General features: G+C 64.9%; 14 protein-coding genes. 5 read left to right on the forward strand and 9 right to left on the reverse strand.

Annotated features, from left to right (window positions below; genetic code table 11):
- The first annotated feature begins 7 nt into the window (after positions 1–7).
- Genes D3242_RS04050 through D3242_RS04070 form a run of 5 tightly spaced genes read left to right on the forward strand, consistent with a single transcriptional unit; the run spans position 8 to position 5037 of the window.
- Positions 8–856, forward strand: coding sequence for a metallophosphoesterase family protein (locus D3242_RS04050; RefSeq protein ID WP_064983707.1), 849 nt, complete (start codon positions 8–10; stop codon positions 854–856).
- The gene (locus tag D3242_RS04055; RefSeq protein ID WP_019859235.1) at positions 853–2004 is read left to right on the forward strand and encodes an ABC transporter ATP-binding protein; all 1152 of its coding nucleotides are present in this window, start codon (positions 853–855) and stop codon (positions 2002–2004) included. The genes D3242_RS04050 and D3242_RS04055 overlap by 4 nt, the downstream gene beginning before the upstream one ends.
- Entirely contained in the window at positions 1997–2920 is a 924-nt protein-coding gene (locus D3242_RS04060; RefSeq protein WP_064983709.1) for a carbohydrate ABC transporter permease, read from the forward strand. Before D3242_RS04055 ends, D3242_RS04060 begins: the two co-directional genes overlap by 8 nt.
- A complete protein-coding gene (locus tag D3242_RS04065; RefSeq protein ID WP_038647852.1) occupies positions 2917–3747 on the forward strand; it encodes a carbohydrate ABC transporter permease in 831 nt (276 codons plus the stop codon). The genes D3242_RS04060 and D3242_RS04065 overlap by 4 nt, the downstream gene beginning before the upstream one ends.
- 24 nt (positions 3748–3771) lie before the next feature.
- On the forward strand, positions 3772–5037 hold the full coding sequence (locus D3242_RS04070; RefSeq protein ID WP_064983711.1) for an ABC transporter substrate-binding protein: 1266 nt from the start codon (positions 3772–3774) through the stop codon (positions 5035–5037).
- Between the two features lie 179 nt (positions 5038–5216).
- Here the strand turns inward: D3242_RS04070 and D3242_RS04075 are convergent, their stop codons facing one another.
- From D3242_RS04075 to D3242_RS04115, 9 genes are all read right to left on the reverse strand, one after another.
- The gene (locus D3242_RS04075) at positions 5217–6104 is read right to left on the reverse strand and encodes an amidohydrolase family protein (RefSeq protein WP_064983713.1); all 888 of its coding nucleotides are present in this window, start codon (positions 6102–6104) and stop codon (positions 5217–5219) included.
- Positions 6104–7408: a vWA domain-containing protein gene (locus D3242_RS04080; protein WP_223217714.1), complete on the reverse strand. Its 1305-nt coding sequence runs from the start codon at positions 7406–7408 to the stop codon at positions 6104–6106. Before D3242_RS04080 ends, D3242_RS04075 begins: the two co-directional genes overlap by 1 nt.
- Complete coding sequence (locus tag D3242_RS04085) at positions 7405–8286, reverse strand: AAA family ATPase (RefSeq protein WP_064983716.1); 882 nt, start codon at positions 8284–8286, stop codon at positions 7405–7407. The genes D3242_RS04080 and D3242_RS04085 overlap by 4 nt, the downstream gene beginning before the upstream one ends.
- 1 nt (position 8287) lies before the next feature.
- Positions 8288–9292, reverse strand: a complete 1005-nt coding sequence (locus D3242_RS34250) for a xanthine dehydrogenase family protein molybdopterin-binding subunit (protein WP_010910368.1) — start codon at positions 9290–9292, stop codon at positions 8288–8290.
- A gap of 1 nt (position 9293) precedes the next feature.
- The gene (locus tag D3242_RS34255) at positions 9294–10661 is read right to left on the reverse strand and encodes a xanthine dehydrogenase family protein molybdopterin-binding subunit (protein WP_064983718.1); all 1368 of its coding nucleotides are present in this window, start codon (positions 10659–10661) and stop codon (positions 9294–9296) included.
- Between the two features lie 126 nt (positions 10662–10787).
- Entirely contained in the window at positions 10788–11270 is a 483-nt protein-coding gene (locus D3242_RS04100; RefSeq protein WP_038647841.1) for a (2Fe-2S)-binding protein, read from the reverse strand.
- Positions 11271–11330: 60 nt separating this feature from the next.
- Positions 11331–12125, reverse strand: a complete 795-nt coding sequence (locus tag D3242_RS04105; protein WP_064983720.1) for an FAD binding domain-containing protein — start codon at positions 12123–12125, stop codon at positions 11331–11333.
- A 15-nt stretch (positions 12126–12140) separates the two neighbouring features.
- The gene (locus D3242_RS04110) at positions 12141–12584 is read right to left on the reverse strand and encodes an SRPBCC family protein (RefSeq protein ID WP_019859222.1); all 444 of its coding nucleotides are present in this window, start codon (positions 12582–12584) and stop codon (positions 12141–12143) included.
- A 108-nt stretch (positions 12585–12692) separates the two neighbouring features.
- Positions 12693–13520: an AraC family transcriptional regulator gene (locus D3242_RS04115; RefSeq protein WP_019859220.1), complete on the reverse strand. Its 828-nt coding sequence runs from the start codon at positions 13518–13520 to the stop codon at positions 12693–12695.
- Positions 13521–13644 lie beyond the last annotated feature (124 nt).

Consider the following 13644-nt stretch of genomic DNA (forward strand, 5'->3'; position numbering starts at 1 on the left):
AGCCGGCATGAAAATCGTTCAGATCACAGACACACATTTCAGTCCGACCAAGCCGCACTTCAACGGCAATTGGGCGCCGCTCGCCGCCTGGATCGAGCAGAGCTGCGCCGATCTTGTCATCCACACCGGCGACCTCAGCGTCGACGGTGCCGACAAGGATGACGACATCGCCTTCTGCATGGATCTGATGCGGGAAGTCTCCGCGCCGATGCTACTGGTGCCCGGCAATCACGATGTCGGTCATCTGCCGGGCTCGCTGCAGCCGGTCAATGCCGGACGCCTCGAGCGCTGGCGCCGGCTGGTCGGCCCCGATTACTGGATGGAGGACGCCGGGAGCTGGCGTCTCATCGGGCTCGACAGCCTGCTGATGGGCTTTGACGATGCCGAGGACGAGGCGCAGTTCGAATGGCTGCGCAGCGCGCTGGAAAGCCGCGGCGGCCGGCGCGTTGCGCTGTTCGCCCACAAGCCGCTGTTTGTCGATGCGCCCGGCGAGGGTGATACCGGCTACTGGAGCGTCAGGCCGGCGCAGCGCCAGCGCCTCTACGATCTGATCGCCGCGCACGATGTCGCGCTGTTCGCAAGCGGCCACCTGCACCGGGCATGGCAAGGCCGGTATGAAAACACGTCGCTGGTCTGGGGTCCGTCGGCGGCCTTCGTGGTCGGCGACATGGAGCGCGACATGCCGGGCGAGCGGCTGCTTGGCGCCGTCATCCATCAGTTCGGGCACCAATTCGGCGATACGGTCGCCAGCGAGATCGTCGCCATCCCCGGCATGACGGCTTTTGTCCTCGATGATGTGGTGGCCGAGGTCTATCCGCACGAGGCGCACAAGGTTCGAAAGCGGGTCGCGTCATGAGCGCGCTATCGCTTCGCGGCCTGAAGAAATCCTTCGGCGGCAATGCCATTCTGAATGGCGTGAGCCTCGATGTCGAAGCCGGCGAATTCATCGCGCTGGTCGGCCCCTCGGGATGCGGCAAGAGCACCTTGCTGCGCATCCTGGCCGGGCTCGACCATGCCGACAGCGGCGAGATCTTCGTCAGCGGCAGGGACATGTCGCCGGTTGCCGCGGCCGACCGCAACATCGCCATGGTGTTCCAATCCTACGCGCTCTATCCGCATCTGACGGCGGGACAAAACATTGCCGTTCCGCTGGCCATGAAGCGGCTGAGCCGGTCGCAGCGCCTGCCGCTGGTCGGCTCCCTGCTGCCCGGCCAGAAGGAGATCCGCACCGGCATTGCGCACGATGTCCGCGAGATGGCGGGTCTGCTCAAGATCGACCATTTGCTCGACCGCAAGCCGGGGCAGATGTCGGGTGGCCAGCGGCAGCGCGTGGCGCTGGCGCGCGCCATGGTGCGCCACCCCAGCATCTTCCTGATGGACGAGCCGCTGTCCAACCTCGATGCCAATCTGCGCGTCCATGCCCGCGGCGAGATCGTCGAACTGCACCGCCGCGCCGGCGTGCCGACGCTCTATGTGACGCACGACCAGGCCGAGGCGCTTTCGATGGCCGACCGGGTGGCGGTGATGATCGGCGGCAATCTGCTGCAGCTCGCCGCGCCCGATGTGATCTACAACGATCCCGCCCATATCGAGGTCGCGCGCTTCGTCGGCCAGCCGAGGATCAACATTATCCCGGCGCTTGCCGAAAACGGCCGTGTCGGCTTCGAAGGCATCCGGCCGGCTTTGCTGGAGAAGGTGGCAAACGGCCCGGTCAGCCTCGGCATCCGGCCGGAATTCGTCAAACTGTCCCCAAGCGGGCGCAGCGGCCTTGCCGGGCGGATCGAGCGTCTCGAATTCCTCGGCTCGGAAGTCATTGCCCATTGCCGCCTCGATGCCTCGGGCGACAGCGTCGTCGCCAAGCTGGCGCCTCAGGAGGCGAGGGACTTGATCGCCGGAATGAAGGTGGGTGTCGTCCTGGCCCCTGAACAGGCGATGGTCTTCGGGCCGGAGGGAAAGCGGCTGCGCATCGCGGCGGGTGCGCGGCAGGAGCCGGCCTATGTCTAGCGTCGCGCTGGCGGGCAATGTCGCGAGCGCCGCGGCACTGCGCGCGCGCAGCGAGGACCGGACCGCCTGGCTGCTGGTGGCGCCGGCCATCGTGCTGTTGCTGCTGTTCGTGCTGTTGCCGGTGGCTGCCGTCATCTTCCTCGGCTTCACCGATTTCGAGCTCGGCTACGGCAAATTTCGCTTCGTCGGCTTCGAGAATTATGCGCATCTCCTGAACGACCGCACCTTCCGCCGGTCGCTGTGGAACACCTCGGTCTATACGGCGATCGTCGCGCCGGTCTCGATCATGCTTGGCCTGGGGGTTGCGCTGCTGATCGAAGGCGAGGGACGGGCGCGCGGCTTTTTCCGCACCGTCTATTTTCTGCCCGTCGCCTCGCTGATCGTCGCCATGGCGACGGTCTGGCAATACATCTTCCACCCGACGATCGGGCCGCTCAACGCTTTACTCTCGCTCGCCGGCATTCCCGGCCCGAACTGGCTCGGCGCGTCGAGCACCGTGCTCTACAGCCTGTCGATCATCGGCATCTGGCAGTCGGTCGGCTTCAACATGGTGCTGTTCCTGGCGGGGCTGACGGCGATCCCGCGCGAGCTCTATGCCGCCGCTCATGTCGACGGCGCGAAATCGGCGCTCGATCGGTTTTTCCTCGTCACCTGGCCGATGCTCGGGCCGACGACGCTGTTCGTCGTCACCATCAGCATCACCAATGCGGTGAAGGTCTTCGAGACGGTGAAGATGCTGACCGACGGTGGGCCCAACAAGGCCTCCGAAGTACTGCTTTTCACCATCTACCAGGAGGGCTTCGTCTATCTGCGTGTCGGCTACGCCTCGGCGATGACGGTCGTCTTCCTGGCGATCCTGGTCGTGCTGATGCTTCTGCAATACCGCGTGCTCGACCGGCGGGTGCATTACGCATGAACAGCATCCCGGCCGGCCGCATCATCCGCTTCGCGCTGCTTTCGCTCGGTGCGCTGATGATCCTTGCGCCCTACATCTTCATGATCTCGACCGCGGGCAAGACGCAGAGCGACATCTTCACCTCGTCGCTGTCGCTGATCCCGCAGCGTTTCTACTTCGCCGAGAATTTCGCCAAGGCGTTTGCCAAGGTGCCGATGGCGACGCTGCTGTGGAACGGCGTCGTCGTGTGCGGCCTGATCTTCTTCTTCCAGGTCGTGGTGGCGATCCCTTGTGCCTACGCGATGGCCAAGCTGAAGTTCCGCGCCGCACAGCTGATGATGGTGCTGGTCATGCTCGGCCTGCTGGTGCCGATCCACGCGACGGCGCTGCCGCTCTACGTCGCCTTCGACCGGATGTCGCTCTTGAACAGCTACACCTCGCTGGTCGCGCCCTTTACCATATCGGTGTTCGCGATCTTCATGTTCCTGCAGTTCTTCCGCGCCATGCCCGACGACTTGCTGCACGCGGCACGGCTCGACGGCATGTCCGAACTCGGCATCGTCGCGCGCGTCATCGTGCCCAATGCCTGGCCGGCGGTGACCGCCTTCGCGATCTTTTCCGTCGTCGCGCACTGGAACGATCTCTACTGGCCGCTGATCGTCGTCAGCAAACAGGCCTACGCCACGCCACCGCTCGGCCTGATGTATTTCCGCGCCGCCGAGGCCGGCGACGACTACGGCGCGCTGATGGCCGCCACGCTGATCATCACCCTTCCTCTCGTCGCCGCCTTCCTGCTTGCGCAGAAGCGCTTCGTCGAGGGCATCACCATGACCGGTCTCAAAGGCTGACCGGGCCAACAAGGAGCACGAACGATGAAGCATATTTCCAGGATCTTCGCCGCCGCGGCGGTGTCGCTGGCGGCGGCCCTTCCGGCCTATGCCGAGACGACGCTGACGGTTCACTACCCGATGCCCGGCTTCTTCAAGAACGTGATGGACACGATCTCGAAGAAGTTCATGGAGGAAAATCCCGACATCAAGATCCAGTTCGCCAGCCCGTCGGCGACCTACGAAGAAGGCATCCAGACCATTCTTCGCCAGGCCGGCACCGACGAGATGCCCGACATCACCTTCATCGGCCTCAACCGCCTGCGCATGCTCAATGAGCGTAACGTTGCCGTCGATCTCGGCCCGCTGGTCAAGAAGGAAGGCAATATGGCGGAGCTCGGCTTTTCCGACACGATCCTGAAGCTGGCGCAGGTCAACGGCAAGCAGGTTGGCCTCGCCTTCGCCACCTCCAACCCGATCATGTATTACAATGCCGACCTGGTGAAGGCGGCCGGCGGCGATCCGGACAATCCGCCCAAGACCTGGGATGAGGTCATCGCGCTCGGCGGCAAGATCAAGGCTCTCGGCAATGGCGTCGACGGCATCGACTTCCGCTGGCAGGGCGACGACTGGATGTTCTCGGCGCTGCTGTTCGGCGCCGGCGGCAAGATGCTGAACGAGGACGAAAGCAAGGTCGCCTTCAACGGGCCGGAAGGCGAGAAGGCGGTGGAGATCCTCGAGCGGATGGTGAAGGAGGGCGGCATGCCGGTCTTCACCAAGCCGGCGGGCGAGCAGGCGTTCGCGGCCGGCAAGGTCGGGTTCGAATTCCAGACCACCGGTGCGCTGGTCAACACGATCAAGAATGTCGGCGACAAGTTCACGTTGCGCACCGCCAAGATCCCGCTGATCGATCCGGTCAACGGTCATCTGCCGACCGGCGGCAATGCCGTGGTCATCCTGACCAAGGACGCAGCCAAGCAGGAGGCGGCCTGGAAGTTCGCGAAATTCGCCGCCGGCCCCTATGGCGCTTCCGTCGTCGTGCCGGGCACCGGCTATGTCCCCAACAACGAGCTGGCTGCGAAGTCTCCCGAGTATCTCGGCGATTTCTACAAGAAGAACCCGCTGTTCCAGGCCGGGCCCAGCCAGATGCCGCGGATGGTTCCCTGGTATGCCTTCCCGGGCACCAACGGGGTCAAGGTGACGCAGACGATCGTCGACAACCTGTCGCGCATAGTCGACCAGTCGGCGACACCGAAGGAAGCGCTCGACGACGCGGCCGGTGACGTCGAAGGCATGCTGCCGACGCAGTAAGGGGTTATGGCGACGCTCTTCCTTCCCCCCCTTGCGGGGGAAGGTGGATCGGCGCGCAGCGCCGAGACGGATGAGGGGTGTTCCAGCGGAGTGAGACGTGGGCGTTCCCTGGAGCACCCCTCATCCGACCTCGCTTCGCGAGGCCACCTTCTCCCGCAAGGGGAGAAGGTAGGTCGCAGCTATACCGGCCGATACACGCGCTCCGCCGTGTTCCAGAAAATATCGGCCTCGGCTTCTGCGCCGTGCCTCGCCACCGCATCGCGGTGCGCCTTGATCAGTTCGGCGTGGCTGGTCCAGAGCTTCTCGATCGGGAAATTCGAGCCGAACATCAGATGATCCGCGCCCAGGATGTCGATGGCGTTGTCGACGATGTAGGTGATGACAGCCGGGTCGTTGCGGTGGACGAAGGTGCCGAGACCGGACAGCTTGGCATAGAGATTGAGTGCGGCCGACAGCGTGCGCAGGCCAGCCTTCCAGGTCTCGGTGGTTTCCTGATCCATGCCGGTCAGCATGCCGGCATGGGTGAGGATGAAGTTGGTCTCAGGGTTCTCGCCGACCAGCGTCAGCCCGTCCTTCATCTGGGCGGGGAAGAGCTGCAGGTCGAAGGACAGGCCGTAATCCTTCAGCCGCGCCACATTGGCCCGCACCTTGGGGTCGATGACCTGATCCGCCGAGGCGGCGAAGCGGAAGGCCGGCGTCTCGTGCCAGTGCAATTGCATGCGCACCCCGCGCAGCAGCCTGTATTGCACCAGCCGGTCAATCTGCGGCCGGACATCATCGACCGTCATGTCGGCATAGCCGACAATAGCGTGCGGCCAGCCGGTCTCGTCAGCGGTCTTCTGCAGGAAGGCGACTTCCTTCTCGAAATCCTGCTTCGCCCAGTTGGTCTGGACATAGACGGCTTTCTCGACGCCTGACCCCTCCTGGTCCTCGAGGAATTCGCCGATCGGATAGTCGCGGCGGATCGGCTCGTAGGGGCCGAAGATGCGCGGCACCATCGGCCCGACCAGCCAGGGCTGGTCCTTCTGGCGCCAGATGTGGAAATGCGCGTCGATGGCTTTCTGCATCACGATACCCTTTTCCAGATTGTCGATGCGGCAGGGGCAGGGCGGGCGAGCGACAGGATGAAATCGGCGAGGCTGGTCAGCGACGAGCCGTCGATGAGATCGTCGAGGTCAGGCAGGATGGCGCGCAGCGCAGCGGTGGCCGGCCGGAAGCGCGGGTCGCCGGCCAAAGGCGTGGCCAGCGACAGCCGGAAGGCGCGGGCGCTCAGCCTTCGTATCGCGGTCTCCAGCTCGGCATGATCGCCGCGCTCCAGCGCGTCCGACAGGATCACGACCGCCGCGCCGCGCGCGAACGACGAGAAGCGGGGAACGGAGAGAAAGGCAAGCAGCGTCGGCCCCATGCGGGTGCCGCCGTCCCAGTCGTCGACCTGGGCCGCCGCACGCGCCAGCGCCTGGTTGCGGTCGCGGATGCGCAGGGCCGAGGTGATGCGGGTCAGCCGCGTGCCGAAGGTGAAGATCTCGGCGCGGTCCGCACCTTGCACGGCGGCATGCGCCAGCTTGAGATAGTCCGCCGTGTGCAGCTTCATCGAGCCGGAGACGTCGATCAAGAGCAGCAGCTTGCGCGGCACGGTCTGGCGGCGGCGCAGCAGCGGCGAGGGCACGTCGCCATCGGCGCTGACGATTTCCCTGAGCGAGCGGCGCAGATCAAGCTTGCCGCGCGAAGCGGTGCGCACGGTACGGAAGGAGCGGCGGGTGGGCAAAGCGGAGGAGAGCTTGCGGCGGAAGGCGGTCAGCCTGTCGTCGTCGCGCTGGAAATCGCGCGTGCTCAACTGCTCGAGTGCCGAAGATAGCTCGCCGCCTTCCTGGCTGCGCTCGGCCTCGATCCGCTCGTTATCGGCGCCGCCATCATCCTTGATGCGGGTTTCCTCGTCCGCTTCGCCTTCGACCACGGCTGAAGTGTTCCCATAGAAATGGCTCTGGAAATGGGCTTCGAATTCGTCGCGGCGATCGGGTGGGGGTGCCAGCGTGGCGAGGGCCGCCTCGCGAATGTCGGCCATTGAGCGCGGGCCAAGTAATGTCACCGCTTGCATGAAGCCGGAGATTTGCTCCGGTGCGACGGCGAAGCCGTAGCGGCGCAACAGCCGGCCGAAGCCGAGGAAGGGGTGGGCGGCGGGAGGTAGGCTCTCCTCCCCCCGTTTACGGGGGTCCGCAGGACGGGTCGAGACAGGCGGCTCGACCCCCGATGCCGGCAGGCAGGTGAGGGGCAGCGCCATCTTCTGCCCATGATGGCGCTGCCCCTCATCCGCCCCTTCGGGGCACCTTCTCCCCGTAAACGGGGAGAAGGGATTGTTGAGGTCGCGGCTCACCCCAGTGCCTCCTCAACAATACTGCCGAGCTCAGGCGCGATGTAGGAGAGGTCCTCCTCGTCCTTGATCAATACGCCGATGGAGCGGCGGAAGGCTTCCGGCCAGGGGCTGCCGCCTTTTTCGAGTATGGTCGCGGCATTCGCCCATTCGACCGCTTCGGCGATGCCGGGCGTCTTGGCCAGCGGCCGGGCGCGGATGGTTTGCACGGCTCCCGCCACGGCGCGCGCGGTGGCCTCGGCGACATCGCCGGCGCGCAGCATGATGATGGCAGCCTCGCGCTCGGCGTCGGGATAGCCGATCCAGTGGTAGACGCAGCGGCGGCGCAGCGCCTCGGCGAGTTCGCGGGTGCGGTTCGAGGTCAGGATGACAATCGGCTGGGCGGCGGCGCGGATAGTGCCGCGCTCGGGAATGCTGATCTGGAAATCGGAGAGGAATTCCAGCAGCAGCGCCTCGAATTCATGGTCGGAACGGTCGATCTCGTCGACCAGCAGCACGCGCTGCTCCGGCGCCTTCAGCACCTGCAGCAGCGGGCGGGCGATCAAAAAACGGTCGTCATAGATGTCGATCTCATGCTCGCCGGCATGGCGGATGGCGAGCAGCTGGCGCTGGTAGTTCCATTCGTACAGCGCGTGCGCGGCATCGATGCCCTCATAGCATTGCAGCCGCACCAGATCGCGACCGAGCAGCTCGGCGATAGCCTTGGCCGCTTCGGTCTTGCCGACGCCCGGCGCACCTTCGAGCAGCAGCGGCTTGCCCAGGCGTATCGCCAGGAAGATGGCCGTGGCCAGGCTGTCGTCGGCCAGATAGCGCGAAGCGGCGAGATGTTCTGACACCGCCTCTGGCGAGGTCGCGACAGTCTCGGCTTTGACCTCGGGCATGTCAGTTCGCCGCTTGCGCCTTGAGCGCGCGCAGGATGCGCTCCGGCGTGATCGGCAGCGTGTCGATGCGCACGCCGACGGCGTCGAAGACGGCGTTGGCGACCGCCGGTATCTGCGGATTGGCGCACATTTCGCCCGGCCCCTTAGCACCGTAGGGACCATCCGCCGAAGGCCGCTCCAGAACGATGATCTCGGTCTGTGCGAGATCGCCCGGTCCCGGCATCAAATACTGGTTGAAGTCGGTGCCGCCATGGTCGCGGTTGGGATAATAGGGCTCGGTGGTCTCGTAGAGCGCGTGGCTGATGCCCATCCAGGAACCGCCGACGAGCTGCTGCTCGACCATTTTCGGGTTCAGCGCGCGGCCAATCTCGAAGACGTTCTTCACGGTCAGCACCGTCACCTCGCCGGTCTCGTCGTCGACCTCGACTTCGGCCACGGTGCAGGCGTGGGCGTAGCAGGTCGACGGCTTCATCGCGCCGGTTTCCTTCTCCGGATAGGAGCGCGGGATCAGGAACATGCCGCGGCCCGATATGGACCGGCCGCGCTTGAAATGCGCCGACAGCGCGACATCGAAGATCGAGATCGATTTCTGCGGCGCGCCCTTGACCAGTATGTTGCCCTGGCCGTCGGTCTCAAGATCGGAAGCATTCACTTCCAATTCCTCGGCCGCCACTTCCAGCATCACCTGGCGGGCTTCCCTGGCCGCCTGGATGACGGCATTGCCGGCGCGGTGCGTGCCGCGCGAGGCGAAGGTGCCCATGCAGTGCGGACCGGTGTCAGTGTCGGCGGTGTCGACGACGACGCGGTCGGTGGGCACGCCGATCGTCTCGGCGCAGATCTGCGCCATGATCTGCTTCATGCCCTGGCCGAGATCGACGGAGGACAGCGTCACCATGAAATTGCCGGTCGGCGTCGAATGCACCAGCGCCTGGGTCGGGTCGCCGCCAAGATTCATGCCGGTGGGATAGTTGATCGCGGCGACGCCGCGTCCACGCCGGATCGCCATATCAGGCTCCCTTCCTGTAGGAGGACATCGCCATGAATTTCTCCGCCACCGGCCAGTTGGCGGCGCGCGAGGCTTCCTGCATACACTCGATGAGTGCTGCCCCTTCCGTCGGCTGGCGGTGTGCCTTCATGTCGCCGTCGCGATAGGCGTTGATGAAGCGGAATTCGAGCGGGTCCATGCCGATCAGCCGCGACAGCTTGTCCATCTGCACCTCCAGCGCGAAATCGCCGATGGTGACGCCGAAGCCGCGCATGGCCGAGGACGGCGTGCGGTTGGTGTAGACGCAATAGGTGTCGATCCAGACATTGGGGATGGTGTAGGGGCCGGGATAGTGCCCGGCACCCTTCTGCGCGCCATAGGGCGAGTGGCGTGAATAGGCGCCGGCATCGGTGTAGCCTGTGACCTTGCGCGCGACGATGCGGCCATCCTTCATCACGCCATCCTTGATGACCACCTTTTCGGCGGCGCGGGGCGAGGATATCTGCATCTCCTCCTCACGGCTGTAGACAAAGGAGACCGGCCGGCCCGTGAGCTTGGCGCCGAGGATGGCGATAGGCTCGACGATGACGTCGACCTTGCCGCCAAAGCCGCCCCCGACGGTGCCGCCGACGAAATGCAGCTTCGAGCCCGGCATCTGCAGGATGATCGAGGTGTTGTCGAGGGTGAAGAACATCGCCTGCGTGTTGGTGTAGCAGGTGAAGCGGTCATTACCTTCCGGCGCCACCACGCAACCGGTGGTCTCGGTCGGCGCATGCTCGATCGGCGAGGATTGGTAGCTCTGCTCCAGGATGTGGTCGGCGCTGGCGAACCCCGCCTCGACATCGCCGAAGCGGACCTTGCGGCACTCGCCGCTGTCATAGAGATAATAGTTCTGGCCGTGATATTCGTTGACCAGCGGCGCGCCGGGCTTCAGCGCTTCCTCCATGTCGAAGACGGCCGGCAGCACTTCGTAGTCGATCTTGACCTTGGCGGCGGCCTCCTGCGCGGCGCGCTCGGTCTCGGCCAGCACCGCCACCACGGCCTCGCCCTTCCAGCGCACCTTGCCGTCGGCCAGCACCGTCTCGTCCTCAGGGCCGACCTGGATGAGGATCAGGATGGTGTAGACATTGTGCGGCACATCCCTGGCGGTGAGGATTTTCGCCACGCCGGGATGCTTCTCGGCCTCCGAGGTATCGATGCTGCGGATGCGGGCATGGTGGTGCGGGCTGCGCACCATCTTCAGGTGCAGCATGCCGGGAAAGCTGCGGTCGGCGAAAAAGGCAGTCTTGCCGGTGACATGGCCGGGTGAATCCGAACGGGGCCGGGGCTGGCCGATTTCGTGCAGATCGTCCTTGCGGACATCGGCGAAGTAGTTCTTGCGCAGTTCCATCTTTGCTTCCCCTCAGAGCATGATGCCGAAAAGTGTGAAGCGGTTTTCGGACGACATCATGCTCTATCTCTTTGATTTAGAGCCGGATTCGGATTTCAGGTCGAACAGACCTGAAATCATCCGGCTCTAGGCCGCGTTCTGCGAATTGGCGCGGGCCGCGGTGAGCACCGCCTGGATGATCGGCTCGTAGCCCGTGCAGCGGCAGATATTGCCCGACAGCGCCTCGACAACCTCGTCGCGGCTGGGGTTGGGCGTGTGGTCGAGCAACACCTTGGCGGCCATGATCATTCCCGGCGTGCAGAAGCCGCATTGCGTGGCGAAGGTGTCGAGGAAGGCGCGCTGCAGTGGATGCAGCACGCCGCCTTCTGCAAGGCCGGATGTCGTGGTGATGGCAGCGCCATTGCAGGTTTCGGCTAATGTCAGGCAGGACAGCCTGAGTTCGCCGTCGATGATGACCGAGCAGGCGCCGCATGTGCCCTGGTGGCAGCCGCCTTTCGGCGAAGTGTCGCCGATCTTGTCGCGCAAAGCGTTGAGCAGCGTCGTGCCGCTGTCGATGAATTCGGCTTTCTCGGAGCCGTTGAGCGTGAATTGAACCGGGACCTTCGCCATGTTTCCTCCTTGCGCGCCTGCCCGACGGATCGGACAGACGCGCGCCCCCCAACGGTGATTTCAGGCCAGCAGCAGCCGGCCGAGATGGATCGGCAGGACTTCAGCGCGGTACCAGGCGCTGGCGATCGGATCTGTGATCGGCGCAATGCCCTCGGTGGCGGCGGCCAGTGCTGCCGCGATGCCGTTCTGGTCGAGTTTCTTTCCCTTGAGCGCCTTTTCCGCCGCCTTGGCCCGCATTGGCCGGTCGGCCATGCAGCCAAGCGCGATCCGCGCCGAGGACACGGTGCCGTCGGCAGCCTGTTCCAGAACGGCCGCGATGCTGAGCACCGAAACGCCTTTGGGCTTGACCCGCGACACTTTCAGAAAGCGGAAGCCGTCGGCCTTCGGCAGCGTGAAGCTCACTGACGTGACGATGGAGCGGCTGCCGTCCCGCCTGGCTAGAAAAGTCTCGATCGGCAATTCGCCATCCTCGGTGCCGACCGCGGCGTCGAGCGCCAGCAAGGCAACGGCGAAATCGCCATAGGGCGCCGGCGCGAACAGATTGCCGCCGACGGTCGCCATGTTGCGGATCGCCGGACCCCCGACGGCGCGTGCGGCCTTTGCGAGCGGGCCAAGGTCGGGATGACGAGCGATCGCCGCCATGGTCACCGAAGCGCCGATGCGGACCTTGCCGCCGGCGGCCGCGATGGCCGACAGGGCCGGGTCGGTCGACATGACAAGGCCGGAGACTGAAACATCGCCTTCATTGGCCGCGCGGACCACGAGGGTGCCGCCGCCGAGATAGCGGGTGCCGGCCGCCTTCAGCGCTGCGTTGGCGTCCTTCACGGTCGGGAAAGTCTGGAGGGCAAGCGCCATGGAACGCTCCTGTTTTCAGTCCTGGCCGGCAAAATGGCTCTTCAGGGCGTTGAAACCGCCCTGGAAGACGTTGGCGCCCATGCCGGCGGCGATCTTGTCGGCTTCTTCGGGCGCTGCGTCGAAGCTGGCGGTCCATTCGGCATAGGTGCGGTCGCCATCGGTGACACGCCTGAGTTGCAGCGTCGCCTTGTGGTTGGTCAGCGGCTGCGGCGTTTCCAGGATGGAATAGCTGACGAGGTAGTTCTCATCGGAAAAGTCGAGCAGTTTTTCGCGCAGCCGCGCGCCGGTGATCAGTTCAAAATTGCGCACGCAGCCGATCGTCGAGGCGTTCTTGCCGTCCTCGATATGGCTTTCGACCATGCGCGGATGCCAGCCCGGCAGGCCGTTGAAATCGCGTATGCGCGCCCAGACCTTTTCGACCGGCGCGTCGATGACGCTGGAGATGGTGACTTTTGCCATAGGGTCGTTCCCTTGCGAATTCGACAGTCGGGCAAGGGTAGGGCGGTGGCCCGGGTGACGCTTATCAATGCGTCTTGCGCGCGTATCAAGGAGTCTGAAAAAGCAGGCTCAGGCGGTTGCCCGCGCGGCCTCGCGGTAGAGCGTCGGCGGCACGCCGACATGGTCGCGGAAGAAGCGCGAGAAATTGCCCTGCGTGGTGAAGCCGAGATTGCAGGCAACCGAGATCAGCGGCTCTTGCGACCACTGCAACTGCCGCACCGCTTCCTCCATGCGCAGCGTGTTCCAGTAGACATTGGGCGTCAGATTGGTCTGTTCCTTGAACAGGGCGAAGAAATGCGGCCGCGACAGGCCGACGCTTCGCGCCACATCGTCGAAGGAAATGCGCTCGCAGACATTGGCCTTCATCAGCTGGATGGCCTTGCGGACGCGGAAGTCCTGCATGGTGTTGATGCGGGTGCGCGCCTCCTGCGGCGCAGACGCATCGGCGGCATCGAGCACCGAATCGATGAAGCGCTCGATCTCGTAATTGGCGACGTCGTCGACGCTCTCATTGTCGGTCAGATGGTCGAGCAGGCTGGCGGCGGCCTGGTGCAGCCATGGCTCGAGCGTGATCTTCGCCTGGGCAAACAGCGGCGCGGAGGAGGGCAGGTCGCGGCGGCGGCGCGCCCAGTCGGGATCGATGTAGAAGGCGAGAAACAGACCTGGCATCCCGTTTTGCGACAGGACGTGGCTGTGCGGCTGGAAGGAATTGATGCCGGCGGCGGTGCGGGGGCCGAGCCGCACCGTCTCGCGGCCGATGGTCATCTCGCCGGCGGTGCCTTCGAGCCAGATGATCAGATGTGCCTCGACATGGGCATGGGTGACGAAGTCGCTCGCGACATTCAGGACAGAAACATGTCCGAACCGGCCCCAGTAGAGCCTGATCGCTTCCGTCATGGGTATATCCTCCCGCAGACGACTGGCCTCCCTTCGTCTGCATCGAGGATTGTGCGGCCGGTTTCAAGCTTCCGTCAAGGCATCGGCCGTTGGCCGATAGGCAGGGCGAGCCGCTTCAGGCGAT

Source organism: Mesorhizobium jarvisii (assembly GCF_003601985.1).
GTDB classification, from domain to species: domain Bacteria; phylum Pseudomonadota; class Alphaproteobacteria; order Rhizobiales; family Rhizobiaceae; genus Mesorhizobium; species Mesorhizobium jarvisii.

Excerpts from the sequence above, each read along its gene's own strand:
- D3242_RS04050 (WP_064983707.1), top strand. The coding sequence starts at position 8 with ATGAAAATCGTTCAGATCACAGACACACATTTCAGTCCGACCAAGCCG.
- D3242_RS04055 (WP_019859235.1), top strand. The coding sequence starts at position 853 with ATGAGCGCGCTATCGCTTCGCGGCCTGAAGAAATCCTTCGGCGGCAAT.
- D3242_RS04060 (WP_064983709.1), top strand. The coding sequence starts at position 1,997 with ATGTCTAGCGTCGCGCTGGCGGGCAATGTCGCGAGCGCCGCGGCACTG.
- D3242_RS04065 (WP_038647852.1), top strand. The coding sequence starts at position 2,917 with ATGAACAGCATCCCGGCCGGCCGCATCATCCGCTTCGCGCTGCTTTCG.
- D3242_RS04070 (WP_064983711.1), top strand. The coding sequence starts at position 3,772 with ATGAAGCATATTTCCAGGATCTTCGCCGCCGCGGCGGTGTCGCTGGCG.
- D3242_RS04075 (WP_064983713.1), bottom strand. The coding sequence starts at position 6,104 with ATGCAGAAAGCCATCGACGCGCATTTCCACATCTGGCGCCAGAAGGAC.
- D3242_RS04085 (WP_064983716.1), bottom strand. The coding sequence starts at position 8,286 with ATGCCCGAGGTCAAAGCCGAGACTGTCGCGACCTCGCCAGAGGCGGTG.
- D3242_RS34250 (WP_010910368.1), bottom strand. The coding sequence starts at position 9,292 with ATGGCGATCCGGCGTGGACGCGGCGTCGCCGCGATCAACTATCCCACC.
- D3242_RS34255 (WP_064983718.1), bottom strand. The coding sequence starts at position 10,661 with ATGGAACTGCGCAAGAACTACTTCGCCGATGTCCGCAAGGACGATCTG.
- D3242_RS04100 (WP_038647841.1), bottom strand. The coding sequence starts at position 11,270 with ATGGCGAAGGTCCCGGTTCAATTCACGCTCAACGGCTCCGAGAAAGCC.
- D3242_RS04105 (WP_064983720.1), bottom strand. The coding sequence starts at position 12,125 with ATGGCGCTTGCCCTCCAGACTTTCCCGACCGTGAAGGACGCCAACGCA.
- D3242_RS04110 (WP_019859222.1), bottom strand. The coding sequence starts at position 12,584 with ATGGCAAAAGTCACCATCTCCAGCGTCATCGACGCGCCGGTCGAAAAG.
- D3242_RS04115 (WP_019859220.1), bottom strand. The coding sequence starts at position 13,520 with ATGACGGAAGCGATCAGGCTCTACTGGGGCCGGTTCGGACATGTTTCT.